The 22,382-nt window shown below is 36.5% G+C and carries 13 protein-coding genes; 10 read left to right on the plus strand and 3 right to left on the minus strand.

Going from position 1 to position 22,382, the window contains the following annotated elements; genetic code table 11:
• The first annotated feature begins 5 nt into the window (after positions 1-5).
• The 3 genes from AABL52_RS00680 to speB all read left to right on the plus strand — a co-directional run bounded on the left by AABL52_RS00680 (position 6) and on the right by speB (position 3,274).
• Positions 6-1,169 (plus strand): MFS transporter, encoded by a 1,164-nt coding sequence (locus tag AABL52_RS00680; RefSeq protein ID WP_097845588.1) that lies wholly within the window; start codon positions 6-8, stop codon positions 1,167-1,169.
• A gap of 186 nt (positions 1,170-1,355) precedes the next feature.
• Entirely contained in the window at positions 1,356-2,183 is an 828-nt protein-coding gene (gene speE, locus AABL52_RS00685; protein WP_000424696.1) for a polyamine aminopropyltransferase, read from the plus strand.
• 218 nt (positions 2,184-2,401) lie between these two features.
• Positions 2,402-3,274: an agmatinase gene (gene speB / locus AABL52_RS00690; RefSeq protein ID WP_001209823.1), complete on the plus strand. Its 873-nt coding sequence runs from the start codon at positions 2,402-2,404 to the stop codon at positions 3,272-3,274.
• Between the two features lie 372 nt (positions 3,275-3,646).
• On the opposite strand, the gene AABL52_RS00695 is transcribed toward speB, so the two are convergent.
• Positions 3,647-4,684, minus strand: coding sequence for a PTS sugar transporter subunit IIC (locus AABL52_RS00695; protein ID WP_000996305.1), 1,038 nt, complete (start codon positions 4,682-4,684; stop codon positions 3,647-3,649).
• 234 nt (positions 4,685-4,918) lie between these two features.
• Between AABL52_RS00695 and AABL52_RS00700 the strand changes: the two genes are divergently transcribed.
• Positions 4,919-5,281: a YxeA family protein gene (locus AABL52_RS00700; RefSeq protein ID WP_000779930.1), complete on the plus strand. Its 363-nt coding sequence runs from the start codon at positions 4,919-4,921 to the stop codon at positions 5,279-5,281.
• A gap of 25 nt (positions 5,282-5,306) precedes the next feature.
• On the opposite strand, the gene AABL52_RS00705 is transcribed toward AABL52_RS00700, so the two are convergent.
• Positions 5,307-6,293 carry a S66 family peptidase gene (locus AABL52_RS00705; protein ID WP_341518750.1) on the minus strand — a complete coding sequence of 329 codons (987 nt, stop codon included), beginning with the start codon at positions 6,291-6,293 and terminating at the stop codon, positions 5,307-5,309.
• A gap of 202 nt (positions 6,294-6,495) precedes the next feature.
• Here AABL52_RS00705 and AABL52_RS00710 point away from each other — a divergent pair, with 202 nt between their 5' ends.
• The 5 genes from AABL52_RS00710 (at position 6,496) to AABL52_RS00730 (ending at position 10,381) form a co-directional block, all read left to right on the plus strand.
• Positions 6,496-6,933 carry a DUF1934 domain-containing protein gene (locus AABL52_RS00710; RefSeq protein ID WP_000414868.1) on the plus strand — a complete coding sequence of 146 codons (438 nt, stop codon included), beginning with the start codon at positions 6,496-6,498 and terminating at the stop codon, positions 6,931-6,933.
• Positions 6,933-8,603 carry an arginine--tRNA ligase gene (gene argS / locus AABL52_RS00715; RefSeq protein ID WP_001086441.1) on the plus strand — a complete coding sequence of 557 codons (1,671 nt, stop codon included), beginning with the start codon at positions 6,933-6,935 and terminating at the stop codon, positions 8,601-8,603. The genes AABL52_RS00710 and argS overlap by 1 nt, the downstream gene beginning before the upstream one ends.
• A 294-nt stretch (positions 8,604-8,897) precedes the next feature.
• Positions 8,898-9,425, plus strand: a complete 528-nt coding sequence (locus AABL52_RS00720) for an RNA polymerase sigma factor (protein ID WP_341518751.1) — start codon at positions 8,898-8,900, stop codon at positions 9,423-9,425.
• On the plus strand, positions 9,412-9,726 hold the full coding sequence (locus AABL52_RS00725) for a hypothetical protein (RefSeq protein WP_000133817.1): 315 nt from the start codon (positions 9,412-9,414) through the stop codon (positions 9,724-9,726). The genes AABL52_RS00720 and AABL52_RS00725 overlap by 14 nt, the downstream gene beginning before the upstream one ends.
• Positions 9,710-10,381, plus strand: coding sequence for an anti-sigma factor (locus AABL52_RS00730; protein ID WP_341518752.1), 672 nt, complete (start codon positions 9,710-9,712; stop codon positions 10,379-10,381). Before AABL52_RS00725 ends, AABL52_RS00730 begins: the two co-directional genes overlap by 17 nt.
• Positions 10,382-10,406: 25 nt before the next feature.
• Here the strand turns inward: AABL52_RS00730 and AABL52_RS00735 are convergent, their stop codons facing one another.
• On the minus strand, positions 10,407-10,781 hold the full coding sequence (locus AABL52_RS00735; RefSeq protein ID WP_000738226.1) for a hypothetical protein: 375 nt from the start codon (positions 10,779-10,781) through the stop codon (positions 10,407-10,409).
• 1,691 nt (positions 10,782-12,472) lie between these two features.
• Between AABL52_RS00735 and AABL52_RS00740 the strand changes: the two genes are divergently transcribed.
• A complete protein-coding gene (locus AABL52_RS00740) occupies positions 12,473-22,183 on the plus strand; it encodes a Cna B-type domain-containing protein (RefSeq protein ID WP_341518753.1) in 9,711 nt (3,236 codons plus the stop codon).
• Positions 22,184-22,382: the final 199 nt, after the last annotated feature.

Here is a 22,382-nt window from a genome sequence, read left to right on the forward strand (position 1 = left end):
TCAAAATGGAGAGCAAACAAAAACTAGGGAGATTGATTACAGTGGTGGCTACCTTCCTTGCCTTTTCGGGTATAGGGGTAGTCGATCCAATCTTACCAAGCATTGCTGAGCAAATTGGTGCATCTCATTGGCAAGTAGAGATGTTATTTACAGCATATATTTTAACGATGGCAATTATGATGTTACCAGCTGGAGTATTCGCCTCGAGATTTGGTGATAAAAGAATGATGACGATTGGTCTTGCAATTGTGACTGTATTTGCGTTTATATGCGGTATATCGCAAACGATTGCCCAATTATCTCTTTTCCGCGCAGGGTGGGGATTAGGAAATGCAATGTTCTTCGCAACGGCGATGACACTATTGATTGCATTAAGTAAAGAAGTTCATGAAGCAGTAGGATTATATGAAGCAGCTATCGGTTTAGGGATGGCAGGCGGACCGTTATTAGGCGGGATATTAGGTGGACATTCTTGGCGTTACCCATTTTTTGCGACGAGTATTTTAATTTTCTTAGCATTTATTTTAGTTTTCTTTTTTGTAAAAGAACCGGAGCGAAAAGTTAAGCGTAAAGCGGCAGGCGTGGGAGAATTACTTAACCTGGTGAAATATAAACCGTTTATGCAAGGTGCAATTTCAGGAATGTTATACTACTACGGATTTTTCGTTGTATTAGCATATTCACCACTTATTATGCATTTATCTGCTATTCAATTAGGATTCGTATTTTGCGGATGGGGATTAGCGTTAGCTTACGGTTCTGCAATTTTGGCTCACAAGTTAGAAGGGAAATATGAGCCAAAAGCATTGTTGAAAGGTAGTTTACTCGTATTTGCGCTTTTCTTAATCGCACTATTCTTTGTGAAAATTATGTGGTTACAAATTGTATTAATTGTTCTATCAGGATTAGCATCTGGATTAAATAATGCATTATTTACAAGTTATGTAATGGATATTTCACCTTATGAAAGATCTGTTACATCAGGTGTTTATAACTTCGTTCGTTGGTTAGGTGGCGCAATTGCTCCAATCTTATCAGGAATCATCGGTCACACTGTTTCACCACAAAGTCCGTTTTTAGTCGGTGGAATTGTTGTATTAGTTGGTTGCGTAATGATTTTAATTCCGGTTCGAAATCCGGTAGAAGTAGAGACAAAAGCCCTTTCTTAAGAAAGGGTTTTCTTTCCTATTACAGGGTAATCCTTTTTCATATATATGTTAGAACCCTCTGACTAAAATATATTTTCGGTATTTTTGTACTTTTAGCTATACTTTTTGGATGTTTTGTTTTATTTTTGTTAGGGGACATTAATGATGTCCCTATTATAAATTTGCATTGAGAGGCGTGATTGTACGATGGAACTATGGTTCACTGAAAAACAAACAAAACATTTTGGGATTACGGCGCGTATTAACCGCACATTACATACGGAGCAAACAGAATTCCAAAAACTTGATATGGTTGAAACAGAAGAGTTCGGAAACATGCTTATTTTAGACGGCATGGTTATGACAACAGAAAAAGATGAGTTCGTTTATCATGAAATGGTAGCGCACGTACCTTTATTTACACATCCAAACCCTGAAAACGTATTAGTTGTAGGTGGTGGCGATGGTGGTGTTATTCGTGAAGTGTTAAAACACCCAAGCGTAAAGAAAGCAACTCTTGTTGAAATCGATGGAAAAGTAATTGAGTACTCTAAACAATACTTACCATCAATTGCAGGCGCATTAGATAATGAGCGTGTAGAAGTAAAAGTAGGAGACGGTTTCCTACACATCGCAGAAAGCGAAAATGAATATGATGTAATTATGGTAGATTCTACTGAGCCAGTAGGACCAGCAGTAAACTTATTTACAAAAGGTTTCTACGCTGGAATCTCTAAAGCGTTAAAAGAAGACGGTATTTTCGTTGCACAAACGGACAACCCTTGGTTCACACCAGAACTAATTACAACTGTGTTTAAAGACGTAAAAGAGATCTTCCCAATTACTCGTTTATACACAGCGAATATTCCAACTTACCCAAGTGGTCTGTGGACGTTCACAATTGGATCTAAAAAACATGATCCATTAGAAGTAAGTGAAGAGCGTTTCCACGAAATCGAAACGAAATACTACACAAAAGAATTACACAATGCAGCATTCGCATTACCGAAATTTGTTGGCGATTTAATTAAGTAAGGGAATCGTATTGAACAAATAAAGTGTAAGTTGCTCATTTAAGGTGTTTGTCCAGAAGACTTGAACATGCTAGCTACGTACACTCCTGTAAAGAAAATCGTCTTCTTGTTATGAAACAGAAGACACCGGTAAATCGAGAAAGAGGAGCAATGCGCTCCAAATTTGAGAAATAATGAAAGGTTGGGATACCTTAAGTTCCACATAAGGAGGAAAAGAGTATGCGTTTTGATGAAGCTTATTCAGGTAAAGTATTTATTAAAAGTCATCCAAGTTTTGAAGAGTCAGAGGCAGTTATTTACGGGATGCCAATGGATTGGACAGTAAGCTACCGTCCAGGTTCTCGTTTTGGCCCTGCACGTATTCGTGAAGTATCAATCGGTCTTGAAGAATATAGCCCATATTTAGATCGTGAACTAGAAGAGGTAAAATATTTTGATGCGGGTGATATTCCATTACCATTTGGAAATCCACAGCGTAGCATAGACATGATTGAAGAGTATGTATCAAAACTTTTAGATGCCGATAAGTTTCCACTAGGTCTCGGCGGTGAGCACTTAGTGTCTTGGCCAATTTTTAAGGCAATGGCAAAAAAATATCCGGATTTAGCAATCATCCATATGGATGCCCATACTGATTTACGTGAATCGTATGAAGGGGAGCCTTTATCCCACTCTACACCTATTCGTAAAGTGTGCGATTTAATTGGTCCGGAAAACGTATATTCTTTCGGTATTCGTTCTGGAATGAAGGAAGAATTCGAATGGGCAAAAGAAGTAGGTATGAACTTATATAAATTTGACGTATTAGAACCGTTAAAAGAAGTATTACCGAAACTTGCAGGACGCCCAGTTTATGTCACAATCGACATTGACGTATTAGACCCAGCTCACGCTCCAGGAACAGGAACGTTAGAAGCTGGAGGTATCACATCTAAAGAATTATTAGATTCCATCGTGGCAATTGCAAATTCAAATATAAATGTAGTTGGAGCAGACTTAGTAGAAGTAGCTCCTGTCTACGACCATAGTGACCAAACACCAGTCGCAGCAAGCAAATTCGTGCGGGAAATGCTGCTCGGTTGGGTAAAATAAAAGCGGAAGCGGCTCGCTCAGAATGTGAGGGGGATGGAGCTTCAGACGTAGAGGCGTTTTTTGCCTCGAAGGAAGAAGCGAAGCCACCGATCATTCTAGCCGCTGCAGCTAGATAAAGTAAAAGTGAAGCCGACTGTTTAGACCCAGTGACTAAGGTTCTTTCCTGCAAAAGGTGCTTTTTACCTTTTGGCAGGGAAGGTTCTTAGACGCAAGGGTCTAGGAGACGTAACTGGATAGAAGTAAAAGCGGAAGCGGCTTGCTCAGAATCGCAGGTCATGGAATGCTCGACAGAGAGTGTGAAATGGCTGGAGATTCTAGCTGCCATAGCTGCATAAAAAAAAGAGCCTCCTATATGAATAGGGGACTCTTTTTTTATGCAACTTTCTCTTCTGAAGTAATGCCGCGAATTTCATCAGCAGAACGAATTGGATATTTGCGGAATATGATTGATCCGATATATCCAACAATCGTGGTAACGATTCCACATAATACAGCAGCAATTGTTACTTTTACAACGTCATTAAATCCGAATAAGACAAGAAGTCCTGGGATTGGTGATGCTGTTCCTGGTGCATTATTAACGAGCTGGAACAGAGATGTAATAATACCAGCAAGTGCACCGCCAACGAAGTTTGTCGCATAAATTGGAATTGGATTTGCTGAAACAACATCGGCTTGTGTTAAAGGCTCGATTGCTACAGCGATTGTGTCTTTCTTTGAGCAAATTTTTAGTCGCTTAAAGAAAATAAAGTTCATCGGGGCTGAGGCTGCTACGGCAAGACTACCAATTGCCATTGGTAAACCTGTTAATCCAAGCATTGCAGTTAGTGCCATAGAACTTAATGGAGAGGTAGAAATAACTGTTATTAATCCACCAAGCATAATACCCATAATGATTGGACTTTCTGTAGTTGCAACTGAAATCATAGAACCAATTTTACCGAGTGTTGCGTTCACGAGCGGATCCATAAGCATGGCCATTCCGCGCGAAATTGGTGCAGCAATAAATAAAATTGCTAAAAATTCTACACCAGCTGGTAATTTCTTTTCGAGAAATTTCACGACGAAAGCGCAAATGTATCCAGCGAAAAATCCTGGTAAAATACCGAATCCACTAGTAGCGATACCGATTAAAACAGCATATACGGGTGAAACACCGATTGCTAGTGCGACTAAAATTGCCGCTGCGACACCGCTCATACTACCAGAAGCTTCTCCTACTGATTGTAAAAAGTCATTATGAAACATTTCTCCACCGATATAACGGTGAAATGCTTCAATAAGAAAACTTGCGATTGCTGCATTAGCTAAAGCACCCATTGCTTTCATGCCGTAAGGAGCACGGTAACTAAAAAGTGTAAATAGACAAAGTACAACAAGTAATAGTGCTAAACCTTGCAAGATAGCCATTTGAAAACTGTCTCCTTTGATTTTTGTAATAAAAATTCGTATCATTCAATAATAATATAAAAGTTTGTTAAACGGAAAAATTTTTTGATGGGAATTTGCTATAAAGGGAAAAACTCTTACAATAATGTAAGGAAAGTGTAAGGCGTTTCGATAGAGTATAGTATGTTGTTTTTCGTATAATACATGTATAGACATAAGATTAGTGAGAAAGAAGTGCAAACAGGAGGCGCATTTATGAAATTGGTAATTAAAGTTTTAGCTGTGTTCGCCATTATTTTGGGGGGAACAGCATATTATTTAAACACAAAAACAGAAGGTGTACATGCTTTTGTAGACAACTTCTTTTCAAATAAAGAAATACAAGATTATTATGCGGTTGTAGATAAAGGTGAGAAAAAAGATGGTGAATACTTGTATACATTTAAAGGGTATACAGAAGACGGAAAGCTACAAGTTGTGAAAAGAATGATGAACCGTGAATTGCATACGGGGGCATTTGTAAAAATTTATGCAAAAGGTATGCAAGGAAAAGGATGGGCTGAAATCTCAAAAGAATCAATTCCGCAAAAAGCGTTGGAAAAAATAGAAAAACCATAAAAGGAGCGACTTATTCGCTCCTTTTTTAGTGCGTTAAAATGGTGATAGATGTCTTTTCTTTGTTAGAAATGATTTTTGCACGTCCACCAATTGGGAAAGTGAAAATCGGGGTTGTATGCCCGAAACTTGCGTTTGCAATGATAGGGATATGTGCAAGTTCAGGTTTTGAAGCGATCATTTCTTGAATGTCTTCTATCGTACATTCTGCACCTTTTTGCATCTTTCCTATAACGATGCCCTTTACGCACTCAAAATCTGGCTGCTGCATAAGGGAATGTAAATAACGATCAAAAGTTTTAAGGGTAGCTGTTCCAGTTAAACTATCCTCTTCAAGAAATAAAATTTTATCCTGTAAATTTGGCATATACGGTGTACCTTGTAGTAAATTCAATGTGCTCATATTACCACCGATAATCTCTCCAGTTGCTTCGCCTTCGTGAATTGAAACATATCCTTCATTTTTAATGAATTCTCGATTTTCCTGATCAATGTACCAAGAATCATCGCTCCATGTTTCAGATGGCAGGACTTCAATAGGCTCATTAGAAGTTAAGCATTTTAAAAAGTAATCCTTCGTATACTCGAGTCCTTTCTCCATTCCAAATGAAGAGAAATGGGGTCCTGAATATGTAACGAGTCCTGTTTTTGCGTAGATGGCATTATTTAAAGCGGTAATATCAGAATAGCCACAGAAAAATTTCGGATTTTCTCGAATTAAATTATAATTGAGATGTTTCAATAAACCATTAGAGTTGTATCCGCCAAGTGTCGTTAAAATGGCTTTTACATTCGGGTCTTTAAATGCTTCGTGGAGGTCTTGAATGCGTGAAGAAATGGAAGAGGAAGCAAATCGATCGATCTCATCAGCATATGTTGAGAATGTAACTTGAAAGCCCATGTCAGTTAATCTTTTTATAGCAAGCTCTTGGTTCGTATTTGAGACAATACTTAAACTACAAGATGGTGAAATAACTCTAATTTCATCACCTTTTTTCAATTTTGTTGGTAGCACATAATTCACCTCTTTAAATGAAAGAATATTTAGATTTAAAAAATATTTTATCATATGAAATAAGGTGAAGGTGAATTATTTTTTGAAAAGGAGTTTTCCTGATTTTTCAGCAGACAGACAGAGGTTTTTTTTGATATGATAGGAAAAGTGATTTATTATATACATTATTTAATATCTATAACATGTGAAGGGTGTGCAAGACGTGGAGAAACAACTTGCAGGCTTGCCGGTACACGTTCATTTCGTAACAGAAATCCGTGAAGGGGCGAGGAAGGAAACCGTTGCTTTTGAAGCAAATGGTCAATACTATGTAAAAGGTCAAGGTACATATGTAACATTCCAAGAGCCGAACGAACAAGGCGAAGTGAAAACAATTATTAAAATTCAAGATGAACAAGTTCTTATTATGCGTTCAGGTGCTGTTTCAATGCGTCAGACGCATGTGAAAGGTGAATGGACAACTGGTACGTATACGAGTGAACTTGGCACGTTTGCATTGCAAACGAAAACTGATAACGTTCTTTTTAAATGGTCGGATGAAAAGAAAAAAGGACAACTTTTCTTAACGTACGCATTGCTTCTAAGTGAACAAGAAGCTGGCAGATATACAATTACACTTAATTTGAAGGAGGCAAAATAATGAATTCTTTAGAACAAGTAAAAGGATTAATTAAAGAAGAAATTCAAGCTGCTGTATTAAAGGCGGAATTAGCGACAGAAGAACAGATTCCAAACGTTGTATTAGAATCCCCAAAAGATAAAACAAATGGTGATTTCTCTACAAATATGGCAATGCAACTTGCACGCGTTGCGAAAAAAGCACCTCGTATGATTGCAGAAGAATTAGTTGCAAACTTCGATAAAGCAAAAGCTTCTATTGAAAAAATTGAAATCGCAGGTCCTGGTTTCATTAACTTCTATATGGATAATAGCTACTTAACAGACTTAATCCCAACAATCGTTAACGCTGGCGAAGCTTATGGTGAAACGAATACTGGTAAAGGTGAAAAAGTACAAATTGAGTTCGTATCTGCGAACCCAACAGGTGACCTTCACTTAGGACATGCACGTGGTGCGGCAGTAGGTGACACTCTATGTAACGTATTAGCAAAAGCAGGTTACGATGTATCTCGTGAGTACTACATTAATGACGCTGGTAACCAAATTCATAACTTAGCTCTTTCTGTTGAAGCTCGTTACATGCAAGCTTTAGGCCTAGAGAAAGAAATGCCAGAAGACGGATACCATGGTGCGGACATCATTGGAATCGGTAAGCTTTTAGCTGAAGAATTTGGTGATCGTTATGCAAAAGCTGATGCAGAAGAAAGCTATGAGTTTTATCGTTCATACGGTTTAAAATATGAGTTAGCAAAACTTCAAAAAGACTTAGAAAGCTTCCGTGTTAAATTCGATGTATGGTTCTCAGAAACATCATTATACAAAAACGGAAAAATCGATGCTGCACTTGCAGTATTAAAAGAGCGTGATGAGATCTTTGAAGAAGGCGGTGCAACTTGGTTCCGTTCTATGACTTACGGTGACGACAAAAACCGTGTATTAATTAAAAACGACGGTTCTTACACATACTTAACGCCAGATATCGCTTACCACCGTGATAAATTAGAGCGTGGTTTCGATAAGTTAATCAATATTTGGGGTGCTGACCACCACGGTTACATTCCTCGTATGAAAGCTGCTATTCAAGCACTTGGTTACGATAAAGAAACACTTGAAGTAGAAATCATCCAAATGGTACAACTGTACCAAAATGGTGAAAAAATGAAGATGAGTAAGCGTACAGGTAAAGCAGTTACACTTCGTGAGCTTATGGAAGAAGTAGGCGTGGACGCAATGCGTTACTTCTTCGCAATGCGTAGTGGTGATTCTCATTTAGACTTTGATATGGACTTAGCTGTATCAAAATCTAATGAAAACCCAGTATACTATGCACAATATGCTCATGCTCGCGTATGCAGTATCCTTCGTCAAGGTGAAGAGTTAGGATTAGCTACAGGCGGAGACGTGAATTACAAGCTTGTTACTTCTGAGAAAGAAGTGGAGTTACTGAAAAAACTTGGTGAATTCCCAGCTGTAGTTGCGGATGCAGCGCAAAAACGTCTGCCACACCGCATTACAAGCTATGCATTTGAATTAGCAGCAGCATTACACAGCTTCTACAATGCAGAAAAAGTATTAAACCAAGATAACTTAGAATTAAGTAAAGCTCGCTACGAGTTAATGAAAGCAGTACGCACTACACTTCAAAACGCATTAGCAATCGTAGGAGTATCTGCACCAGAAAAAATGTAATAAAGAAAAGCGGAGCCGACTGTTTAGTCCCGAAGGCTAAGGTTCTTTCCCACAGAAGATGCATTTTATCTTCTCGTGGGGAAGATTCTTAGACGGAAGGGGCTAGGAGGCAGAGCTAGACATAAAGAAAAGCGGAAGCGGCTCGTTCAGAATAAGAGCCGCTTTTTCGCTTTTAGTAAAAGGCAATCACACGATGTTGTGATTGCCTTTTTATATGGAGATAATAAAAAAATAAAATTTTATCAAACAAAAGGAGAATTTGCGTCGTCTTATATAAATGACAGGAGGTTTAAGATGGAAGGAAAGGTAGAAGAATTAATTGATATATATAAGCAGCAAATATATTCCTTATGCTATAAATTAGCAAAGACGAAAGAAGATGCGGAAGATATTTTTCAAGAGACTTGGATAAAAGTTTTTTCCTCTAGGCACCAGCTTTCTTGCGTGGAAAATTATAAAAAATGGATTACTACAATTTGTGTTCGTACGTTTTATGACTTTTATCGTAAGAAGAAAAGGTGGAAAGATCGCGTATTGGATTTGTTTCATAAAGAGGGTGATGGAGAAATCGATTTCGCAGATGAAGTGAATATATCAGAAGAATTTATTCGAAAAGTGGAAGCGGGAATGATACGGGAAGTTATACAGTTATTGAATGAAAAATATAAAACCGTGCTCGTACTCTACTATTATGAACAATACTCTTATAAAGAAATGAGCGAAATATTAAATATACCGATTGGTACGGTGAAATACCGCCTTAATTATGCGAAGAAGCAAATGCGGGAACATTTGGAGGGGTTCGTTTATGACGGAAGATAAGTTTGATCAGAAGATAAAAAGTAGCTTAGCGGGAGAAATGGTTCCTAGCGCAGAGCTGTTAAATAAAACAAAAGATGGTGTACGAAAAGCTCGGAAATTAGAGAAAAGATGGTTTGTTTGTATACATGTTACTTGGATTGTCTTATTAACAATTATGGTAGAACAGTTTGTTGTTCATTTAGATAATAAAAAAACTATCATAATAGCACTTGTTATAGTGATGCACTTATACATTCCTATATATATTGTCATACAGTCATTTTTAAAGAAGGAGTATAAATTACATGATAGAGTTCACTAATCCATTTGTAGTATTTAAGATAGCTGGGATTACAATGCTTTTGACTTTTATAGCACTTTTAGTATGTGTAGCATCATGGGTGTATACAGATGCAAAAACGCGTGGAATAAGTAAGTGGTGGAGTGTTATAGCGATTGTATTGCCATTTTTTATTGGAGTTTTGTTATATATGATACGAAGAAGTAACAAGAAAATAGAAGGAGAACATACAATGAAGGCTATGAAAAAACAAAAGATAACATTAGTTGTCATATTTGCAAGTGCGATGTTTGTATTGCTGAGCGGCTTTGCTTTCGTTCAAACGTTAGATGATATGTGGAAAGCGGGTGAAATATATTTAGAAAGTGAGAAGCAAGGAGAGACAAGTTATGAAGCAAAATTCTCATCATGGGATATTGCTGGGAAAGATATTGAAATTCAGTACGAGAAGGATACAGAAGTGACATTTTCTTATGAGACAGACGCAAAACATGGGGATTTATGCTTTAGCTTGTTTGAAAGGCAAGGAGAAGGTATAAGAGAGTTAAAAGAGATCTGTGAATCGAAAAAAGGTATTTTCAAAGCTACATTAAAGGCAAATGAAAAGTATGTTTTTAATATAAGTGGTGTAATGGTGAAAGATGGATTTGTGAAAGTGAATTGGGAAGCAAAATAAAGAGCCTTGAGAAAGGCCCTTTATTTTATTGGATAGTATAAGTAACAGAAAAGCTAACAGGACTATAGTAAACGAAAGGTGCATGAAATTGAACGTACATATTTCCATCTGTTTTTGCAGTGAAAATTCTGCCGTACCCATCAGAATAACGCCCGATAAGGTTATGATTTGAGTCATAAACACTGTAACTAGGAGTTTTGCTATTAGGTTGAATTGTTAACTCTTGTCCCTTTTGAAGGAAAACAGGTTCTTGTTCAGAACTACTTCCAGTTTGCAAGGAATAAAATTTTGTAAAGCTTTGTTCTTGAACGGCAGCAGCGACCTTTGTTTCGGGAATAAACGCGGTAGCACCAGTAATTCCTGCTAAAGTTAACGCACCGGCTAAAATCATTTTTTTCATAGTAGAAAAAGCCTCCTTATTAGTTGTAATCATTTTTGTTACAGTTAATATTGTATATGATAATGAATAGGAGGAAATATGCTTTTATGCATATATGTATTTTCTCAATAAAATGTCACCCACTTTAAAGTGGGTGATTTTTACTATAACTAATTGTTTTTTCTTTTGGACTGACAAAACAAGACGGATAAAGACAGTATTATATGTTTTTTTATTTTAATAATTTATATTGAGAAATAGAAAAGTAAAACCTGAATTATTTGCATATTTTTAATGAGGATACAGATGTTATTACTTTTAAAAGAAAGGTGGGTTTTTCTGAAAAACATAAATATATAATGCTTTGTAAATTAAGGAGAATTCTATGAGGGTGGTGAATCTTAGCCAGAATATGATATGTAAAATAGGATAATCGATTAACCTAAAGACGCCTTATAATAATGAAGTGAAAATGGGGAAAAACAATTAACTATTGATTTTTGGTAACAATTCTAGAATAATAGACTATGGAAAAAATTTGTTGTTTTTTGGGGGAATTACGAAAAAAGGCATGTCTGTATTATTTATTGATGAAAAGCTAATAGGGAATGTTGTAATTGCTTTAAATCATGTTATTACAATCAAGGTAAGTGTACTTAAATTTATAATCTACCTAACAACTTAGTAGGTAATCTTCAAAACTTCTTATTTATTTAAAGAGTTAGGGATTTTGTGCTAATCAACTTGGTTTTTTAGATTCGATAAAAATAATGAGGCGATATACACCTCTTATTTTTGATTTAACATCATTTATACTTATATATTAATACATAAATATATATAAGTATATATAAATATTTTATTATTTGTAAAGAAATTAAAAATTTTTAGCGAATAGATAATATGTAGATTTATTTTAATTTTTTAGCATAGCTCTAGAATCAGATCCATCAGGAGAAACCCTTTTTCTCGACACCCATTTATATACTCCAAAAATGAAAAAACTGATTCCCGTATTTCTGCAAAATTCACCTGAAATCAGTTGAAAATCAAAAACGTTTTTAGTTACCCCAAAACTTGTTCCACTTTATTCAGATTTGGAGAATATTTCTTTTATCTTCATAGACAAACAATACTTCGTTCGTAATATTTTAACTCGCTCCACATTTATAAGCTTTTTTGCTGGTATGCTGAATGCGACTATGATCCGTAATTTTCGTTATTTTTTCAGGACGATAAGTATGGAAGTTGATAGGATGCATATTTGCTGTGAAGTAGTTAGTCTATATTTGCCCGCACTAAAATCTTTTACACATAGAATAATCATTTTATAATCCCTAAGGCACAAAAAGAAAAATGGTTGTCATGAGTTTCGTCTGGAATGCATTTTAAATCATTTTTTCCTGATTTTAAATGTATACCAGTATCTGTCGTTTATATGTATTTATTATTTAAACTTCTTTATCAAAGTTTATCTATGTTCCTATTAAAAAATATAGGTCAAAAGTACATAATTGTAGGCGTGTTGAAAATGTTAGATAGAATTATAAAAAATCAAATTTCAAGTTGTTAAGTAGTAGTGAAGGAGGGAAGGAATTATAGTAGCTATTAAAAATACGCAGGTGAAATAGTTGGATAACAGAATTTTCGTCATAACATGTTTGTACCAGAAACTATTTATATTTTAAATTATGAGGAGGCTAACATAAAGTATGTATTTAAAGAAAATAACTTCGATTTTTTCGATTATAATGATTTTTATGTTTACTATAGGTCAAAGTCTTTTGCCTATAGTGGCTAATGCACAAGAATTAAATAACACAGGGATTGTAGATAGCTTTACGTTCGATAAAGAAAAATTAGGTTACTACGAACGAATGGGAATAAAAGTGGAGTTTAGTGAAAAACCTGGAAATAGGATAAAGCCTGGGGACACACTAACGTTAACGTTACCTCCAGAATTACAAGGATTTAGTGACACGATTCAGTTAGATGATTATGGTACTTGTAAAGTAAATGCAGGTACTGTGGTATGTACATTTAATGACAAGGTGGAATCAGAGAAAGATATTCAAGGCCATTTTTATTTTACAGTTCAATCCACTTATGCGGAAATAGATCAAGAGAATAAGGTTGAGACAAATTTAGGTACAATTTTAGATAAGCAATCTGTCACAGTTACTGGTCCAAGCGGTGGCGGTGGTACAGATCCTGGAAAGGGACCTTTTTCCTACAAAGCCGGTGAGATCCGACCAGAAAACACTAATGAAGTGAACTGGTATTTAATTGTAAACTATAACAAAGAAGTCTTAAGTAATAATATTGATTTGACTGATACCTTGCAGGGAGGCCAAACGCTTAATAAGGATAGCTTCTATTTTGATTATGATAACGGTAATCCCGAAGACCGTAAAACTTTATCATTAGAAAAATTCGTAGCTGAAGGTTATGGAAAGATTCAGTTTAATAGTGACGAAACCTCTTTTAGCGTTGAGATTAATAAGGATAAAGCAAGTGGTAACACAGTTACAATTGGTTATAAAGCTAATATAACTGAAAGCGGAAAGAACCAAAAGGACCTTGAGAATAAGTATACGATTAAATACCAAGTTAAAGATGAGGATTTAATTACCAATTCGGATAGTTCCGTAGTTGAAAATATAATATCTGGTGGCGGAGCTGGAGGTAATAAGACTACATCAGTTTCGGGAACGAAGAAATGGAATGATAACAATGCAACAGATCGTCCAACAACAATCAAAGTAGACCTATTACAAAATGATAAAGTGGTAGACACGAAAGAAGTAACAGTAGAAAAAGATTGGAAGTATGAATTCAAAGAGTTAGCAGTGTTCGATAAAAATGGAGCAGCATACGAGTATAAAGTGAAAGAACAACCGGTACCAGGATATGAATCCAAAGTAGAAGGTTATGACATTACAAATACAAAAGTAGTAAAAACGACAAACATTTCAGGAACAAAGAAATGGGAAGACTACAATAATAAATTCAACAAACGTCCAGGAAGTATCACAGTACAATTGCTTCAAGGTGATAAAGTGATACAAGATACAAAGGTGGAAGCAGATAAAGAAGGTAATTGGAACTACAGCTTCAAAGATCTACCGAAGTATGATGAAAAAGGAAATGAAATCAAGTACACAGTAAGTGAAGTGAAAGTAGACGGCTACGAGACAAAAGTAGAAGGAACAACAATCACGAACACGTACAAAAATACAGACAAAACCGAAGTAAATGGTAAGAAAGTCTGGGAAGACTACAACAATAAATTTGGTACACGCCCAGAAAGCATCAAGGTTGAATTGCATCAAGATGATAAAGTGATACAAGACACGACAGTGAAAGCTGATGAAAAAGGAAACTGGAATTTCAGCTTCAAAGATCTACCGAAGTATGATGAAAAAGGAAATGAAATCAAGTACACAGTAAGTGAAGTGAAAGTAGACGGCTACGAGACAAAAGTAGAAGGAACAACAATCACGAATACTTATAAGAATACGGATAAAACAGAAGTAAGTGGTAAGAAAGTCTGGGAAGACTACAACAACAAATTCAACACGCGTCCAGGAAGTATCACAGTACAATTGCTTCAAGGTGATAAAGTGATACAAGATACAAAGGTGGAAGCAGATAAAGAAGGTAATTGGAACTACAGCTTCAAAGATCTACCGAAGTATGATGGACAAGGAAACGAAATCAAATACACAGTAAGTGAAGTGAAAGTAGACCGCTACGAGACAAAAGTAGAAGGAACAACAATCACGAATACTTATAAGAATACGGATAAAACAGAAGTAAGTGGCAAGAAAGTCTGGGAAGACTACAACAATAAATTTGGTACACGCCCAGAAAGCATCAAGGTTGAATTGCATCAAGATGATAAAGTGATACAAGACACGACAGTGAAAGCTGATGAAAAAGGAAACTGGAATTTCAGCTTCAAAGATCTACCGAAGTATGATGGACAAGGAAACGAAATCAAATACACAGTAAGTGAAGTGAAAGTTGAAGGCTACGAGACAAAAGTAGAAGGAACAACAATCACGAACACGTACAAAAATACAGACAAAACCGAAGTAAATGGTAAGAAAGTCTGGGAAGACTACAACAACAAATTCAACACGCGTCCAGGAAGTATCACAGTACAATTGCTTCAAGGTGATAAAGTGATACAAGATACAAAGGTGGAAGCAGATAAAGAAGGTAATTGGAACTACAGCTTCAAAGATCTACCGAAGTATGATGGACAAGGAAACGAAATCAAATACACAGTAAGTGAAGTGAAAGTAGACCGCTACGAGACAAAAGTAGAAGGAACAACAATCACGAATACTTATAAGAATACGGATAAAACAGAAGTAAGTGGCAAGAAAGTCTGGGAAGACTACAACAATAAATTTGGTACACGCCCAGAAAGCATCAAGGTTGAATTGCATCAAGATGATAAAGTGATACAAGACACGACAGTGAAAGCTGATGAAAAAGGAAACTGGAATTTCAGCTTCAAAGATCTACCGAAGTATGATGGACAAGGAAACGAAATCAAATACACAGTAAGTGAAGTGAAAGTTGAAGGCTACGAGACAAAAGTAGAAGGAACAACAATCACGAACACGTACAAAAATACAGACAAAACCGAAGTAAATGGTAAGAAAGTCTGGGAAGACTACAACAACAAATTCAACACGCGTCCAGGAAGTATCACAGTACAATTGCTTCAAGGTGATAAAGTGATACAAGATACAAAGGTGGAAGCAGATAAAGAAGGTAATTGGAACTACAGCTTCAAAGATCTACCGAAGTATGATGGACAAGGAAACGAAATCAAATACACAGTAAGTGAAGTGAAAGTAGACCGCTACGAGACAAAAGTAGAAGGAACAACAATCACGAATACTTATAAGAATACGGATAAAACAGAAGTAAGTGGCAAGAAAGTCTGGGAAGACTACAACAATAAATTTGGTACACGCCCAGAAAGCATCAAGGTTGAATTGCATCAAGATGATAAAGTGATACAAGACACGACAGTGAAAGCTGATGAAAAAGGAAACTGGAATTTCAGCTTCAAAGATCTACCGAAGTATGATGGACAAGGAAACGAAATCAAATACACAGTAAGTGAAGTGAAAGTTGAAGGCTACGAGACAAAAGTAGAAGGAACAACAATCACGAACACGTACAAAAATACAGACAAAACCGAAGTAAATGGTAAGAAAGTCTGGGAAGACTACAACAACAAATTCAACACGCGTCCAGGAAGTATCACAGTACAATTGCTTCAAGGTGATAAAGTGATACAAGATACAAAGGTGGAAGCAGATAAAGAAGGTAATTGGAACTACAGCTTCAAAGATCTACCGAAGTATGATGGACAAGGAAACGAAATCAAATACACAGTAAGTGAAGTGAAAGTAGACCGCTACGAGACAAAAGTAGAAGGAACAACAATCACGAATACTTATAAGAATACGGATAAAACAGAAGTAAGTGGCAAGAAAGTCTGGGAAGACTACAACAATAAATTTGGTACACGCCCAGAAAGCATCAAGGTTGAATTGCATCAAGATGATAAAGTGATACAAGACACGACAGTGAAAGCTGATGAAAAAGGAAACTGGAATTTCAGCTTCAAAGATCTACCGAAGTATGATGGACAAGGAAACGAAATCAAATACACAGTAAGTGAAGTGAAAGTTGAAGGCTACGAGACAAAAGTAGAAGGAACAACAATCACGAACACGTACAAAAATACAGACAAAACCGAAGTAAATGGTAAGAAAGTCTGGGAAGACTACAACAACAAATTCAACACGCGTCCAGGAAGTATCACAGTACAATTGCTTCAAGGTGATAAAGTGATACAAGATACAAAGGTGGAAGCAGATAAAGAAGGTAATTGGAACTACAGCTTCAAAGATCTACCGAAGTATGATGGACAAGGAAACGAAATCAAATACACAGTAAGTGAAGTGAAAGTAGACGGCTACGAGACAAAAGTAGAAGGAACAACAATCACGAACACGTACAAAAATACAGACAAAACCGAAGTAAATGGTAAGAAAGTCTGGGAAGACTACAACAATAAATTTGGTACACGCCCAGAAAGCATCAAGGTTGAATTGCATCAAGATGATAAAGTGATACAAGACACGACAGTGAAAGCTGATGAAAAAGGAAACTGGAATTTCAGCTTCAAAGATCTACCGAAGTATGATGAAAAAGGAAATGAAATCAAGTACACAGTAAGTGAAGTGAAAGTAGACGGCTACGAGACAAAAGTAGAAGGAACAACAATCACGAATACTTATAAGAATACGGATAAAACAGAAGTAAGTGGTAAGAAAGTCTGGGAAGACTACAACAACAAATTCAACACGCGTCCAGGAAGTATCACAGTACAATTGCTTCAAGGTGATAAAGTGATACAAGATACAAAGGTGGAAGCAGATAAAGAAGGTAATTGGAACTACAGCTTCAAAGATCTACCGAAGTATGATGGACAAGGAAACGAAATCAAATACACAGTAAGTGAAGTGAAAGTAGACGGCTACGAGACAAAAGTAGAAGGAACAACAATCACGAACACGTACAAAAATACAGACAAAACCGAAGTAAATGGTAAGAAAGTCTGGGAAGACTACAACAATAAATTTGGTACACGCCCAGAAAGCATCAAGGTTGAATTGCATCAAGATGATAAAGTGATACAAGACACGACAGTGAAAGCTGATGAAAAAGGAAACTGGAATTTCAGCTTCAAAGATCTACCGAAGTATGATGAAAAAGGAAATGAAATCAAGTACACAGTAAGTGAAGTGAAAGTAGACGGCTACGAGACAAAAGTAGAAGGAACAACAATCACGAATACTTATAAGAATACGGATAAAACAGAAGTAAGTGGTAAGAAAGTCTGGGAAGACTACAACAACAAATTCAACACGCGTCCAGGAAGTATCACAGTACAATTGCTTCAAGGTGATAAAGTGATACAAGATACAAAGGTGGAAGCAGATAAAGAAGGTAATTGGAACTACAGCTTTAAAGATCTACCGAAGTATGATGGACAAGGAAACGAAATCAAATACACAGTAAGTGAAGTGAAAGTAGACGGCTACGAGACAAAAGTAGAAGGAACAACAATCACGAATACTTATAAGAATACGGATAAAACAGAAGTAAGTGGTAAGAAAGTCTGGGAAGACTACAACAACAAATTCAACACGCGTCCAGGAAGTATCACAGTACAATTGCTTCAAGGTGATAAAGTGATACAAGATACAAAGGTGGAAGCAGATAAAGAAGGTAATTGGAACTACAGCTTCAAAGATCTACCGAAGTATGATGAAAAAGGAAATGAAATCAAGTACACAGTAAGTGAAGTGAAAGTAGACGGCTACGAGACAAAAGTAGAAGGAACAACAATCACGAATACTTATAAGAATACGGATAAAACAGAAGTAAGTGGTAAGAAAGTCTGGGAAGACTACAACAATAAATTTGGTACACGCCCAGAAAGCATCAAGGTTGAATTGCATCAAGATGATAAAGTGATACAAGACACGACAGTGAAAGCTGATGAAAAAGGAAACTGGAATTTCAGCTTCAAAGATCTACCGAAGTATGATGGACAAGGAAACGAAATCAAATACACAGTAAGTGAAGTGAAAGTTGAAGGCTACGAGACAAAAGTAGAAGGAACAACAATCACGAACACGTACAAAAATACAGACAAAACCGAAGTAAATGGTAAGAAAGTCTGGGAAGACTACAACAACAAATTCAACACGCGTCCAGGAAGTATCACAGTACAATTGCTTCAAGGTGATAAAGTGATACAAGATACAAAGGTGGAAGCAGATAAAGAAGGTAATTGGAACTACAGCTTCAAAGATCTACCGAAGTATGATGGACAAGGAAACGAAATCAAATACACAGTAAGTGAAGTGAAAGTAGACCGCTACGAGACAAAAGTAGAAGGAACAACAATCACGAATACTTATAAGAATACGGATAAAACAGAAGTAAGTGGCAAGAAAGTCTGGGAAGACTACAACAATAAATTTGGTACACGCCCAGAAAGCATCAAGGTTGAATTGCATCAAGATGATAAAGTGATACAAGACACGACAGTGAAAGCTGATGAAAAAGGAAACTGGAATTTCAGCTTCAAAGATCTACCGAAGTATGATGGACAAGGAAACGAAATCAAATACACAGTAAGTGAAGTGAAAGTTGAAGGCTACGAGACAAAAGTAGAAGGAACAACAATCACGAACACGTACAAAAATACAGACAAAACCGAAGTAAATGGTAAGAAAGTCTGGGAAGACTACAACAACAAATTCAACACGCGTCCAGGAAGTATCACAGTACAATTGCTTCAAGGTGATAAAGTGATACAAGATACAAAGGTGGAAGCAGATAAAGAAGGTAATTGGAACTACAGCTTCAAAGATCTACCGAAGTATGATGGACAAGGAAACGAAATCAAATACACAGTAAGTGAAGTGAAAGTAGACGGCTACGAGACAAAAGTAGAAGGAACAACAATCACGAACACGTACAAAAATACAGACAAAACCGAAGTAAATGGTAAGAAAGTCTGGGAAGACTACAACAATAAATTTGGTACACGCCCAGAAAGCATCAAGGTTGAATTGCATCAAGATGATAAAGTGATACAAGACACGACAGTGAAAGCTGATGAAAAAGGAAACTGGAATTTCAGCTTCAAAGATCTACCGAAGTATGATGAAAAAGGAAATGAAATCAAGTACACAGTAAGTGAAGTGAAAGTAGACGGCTACGAGACAAAAGTAGAAGGAACAACAATCACGAATACTTATAAGAATACGGATAAAACAGAAGTAAGTGGTAAGAAAGTCTGGGAAGACTACAACAACAAATTCAACACGCGTCCAGGAAGTATCACAGTACAATTGCTTCAAGGTGATAAAGTGATACAAGATACAAAGGTGGAAGCAGATAAAGAAGGTAATTGGAACTACAGCTTCAAAGATCTACCGAAGTATGATGGACAAGGAAACGAAATCAAATACACAGTAAGTGAAGTGAAAGTAGACGGCTACGAGACAAAAGTAGAAGGAACAACAATCACGAACACGTACAAAAATACAGACAAAACCGAAGTAAATGGTAAGAAAGTCTGGGAAGACTACAACAATAAATTTGGTACACGCCCAGAAAGCATCAAGGTTGAATTGCATCAAGATGATAAAGTGATACAAGACACGACAGTGAAAGCTGATGAAAAAGGAAACTGGAATTTCAGCTTCAAAGATCTACCGAAGTATGATGAAAAAGGAAATGAAATCAAGTACACAGTAAGTGAAGTGAAAGTAGACGGCTACGAGACAAAAGTAGAAGGAACAACAATCACGAATACTTATAAGAATACGGATAAAACAGAAGTAAGTGGTAAGAAAGTCTGGGAAGACTACAACAACAAATTCAACACGCGTCCAGGAAGTATCACAGTACAATTGCTTCAAGGTGATAAAGTGATACAAGATACAAAGGTGGAAGCAGATAAAGAAGGTAATTGGAACTACAGCTTTAAAGATCTACCGAAGTATGATGGACAAGGAAACGAAATCAAATACACAGTAAGTGAAGTGAAAGTAGACGGCTACGAGACAAAAGTAGAAGGAACAACAATCACGAACACGTACAAAAATACAGACAAAACCGAAGTAAATGGTAAGAAAGTCTGGGAAGACTACAACAATAAATTTGGTACACGCCCAGAAAGCATCAAGGTTGAATTGCATCAAGATGATAAAGTGATACAAGACACGACAGTGAAAGCTGATGAAAAAGGAAACTGGAATTTCAGCTTCAAAGATCTACCGAAGTATGATGAAAAAGGAAATGAAATCAAGTACACAGTAAGTGAAGTGAAAGTAGACGGCTACGAGACAAAAGTAGAAGGAACAACAATCACGAATACTTATAAGAATACGGATAAAACAGAAGTAAGTGGTAAGAAAGTCTGGGAAGACTACAACAACAAATTCAACACGCGTCCAGGAAGTATCACAGTACAATTGCTTCAAGGTGATAAAGTGATACAAGATACAAAGGTGGAAGCAGATAAAGAAGGTAATTGGAACTACAGCTTCAAAGATCTACCGAAGTATGATGAAAAAGGAAATGAAATCAAGTACACAGTAAGTGAAGTGAAAGTAGACGGCTACGAGACAAAAGTAGAAGGAACAACAATCACGAATACTTATAAGAATACGGATAAAACAGAAGTAAGTGGTAAGAAAGTCTGGGAAGACTACAACAACAAATTTGGTACACGCCCAGAAAGCATCAAGGTTGAATTGCATCAAGATGATAAAGTGATACAAGACACGACAGTGAAAGCTGATGAAAAAGGAAACTGGAATTTCAGCTTCAAAGATCTACCGAAGTATGATGAAAAAGGAAATGAAATCAAGTACACAGTAAGTGAAGTGAAAGTAGACGGCTACGAGACAAAAGTAGAAGGAACAACAATCACGAATACTTATAAGAATACGGATAAAACAGAAGTAAGTGGTAAGAAAGTCTGGGAAGACTACAACAACAAATTCAACACGCGTCCAGGAAGTATCACAGTACAATTGCTTCAAGGTGATAAAGTGATACAAGATACAAAGGTGGAAGCAGATAAAGAAGGTAATTGGAACTACAGCTTTAAAGATCTACCGAAGTATGATGAAAAAGGAAATGAAATCAAGTACACAGTAAGTGAAGTGAAAGTTGAAGGCTACGAGACAAAAGTAGAAGGAACGACAATCACGAATACTTATAAGAATACGGACAAAACCGAAGTAAGTGGTAAGAAAGTCTGGGATGATAACAATGCAATAGATCGTCCACTATCCATCAAAGTAGACTTATTACAAAACGGAAAAGTTATTGACACGAAAGAAGTAAGCATGGCAACAAACTGGAAGTACACGTTCGAAAAGCTCCAAGCATACGATGCAAACGGAGTGGCGTATAAGTATGAAGTGAAAGAACAACCAGTAGCGGGATACAACTCCGAAGTAAATGGTTATAACATCACAAATACAAAAATCAAGGACGAACAACATACAGATCCAAAAGATCCAAGCACAGATCCGAAAGATCCAAGCACAGATCCAAAAGATCCAAGCACAGATCCGAAAGACCCAAGTACAGATCCGAAAGACCCAAGTACAGATCCGAAAGATCCAAGCACAGATAAAAATAGCGATTCACAGGTCCCACCTACTACAGAAAAGGATAAACCAACATTACTTCCTAACACAGGAGGAACATCAACAGAAATGATTTCTATTTTTGGAGGTATGCTATTGTTCCTTTTAGGTGGAAGTCTAATCGCTCGTCGACGAATAAAGTAATAAAAGCTTTAGATCATTGATTACACCGTAATCTTAGTAGGACAAATAAAAAAATTACTATTAATATTGCTCCCTTCAGGCAAGTATTCAAAAACACTTCATGATAAAGTGAATGGAAGAATGCTACCTGAAGGGTATTTTTATAGAAAAAGAGAAATAGTTTCAAGATAGGCTCTATGAAGGCTATTATCCAATAAAA

Source organism: Bacillus paramobilis (assembly GCF_038096195.1).
Taxonomy (GTDB): domain Bacteria; phylum Bacillota; class Bacilli; order Bacillales; family Bacillaceae_G; genus Bacillus_A; species Bacillus_A mobilis.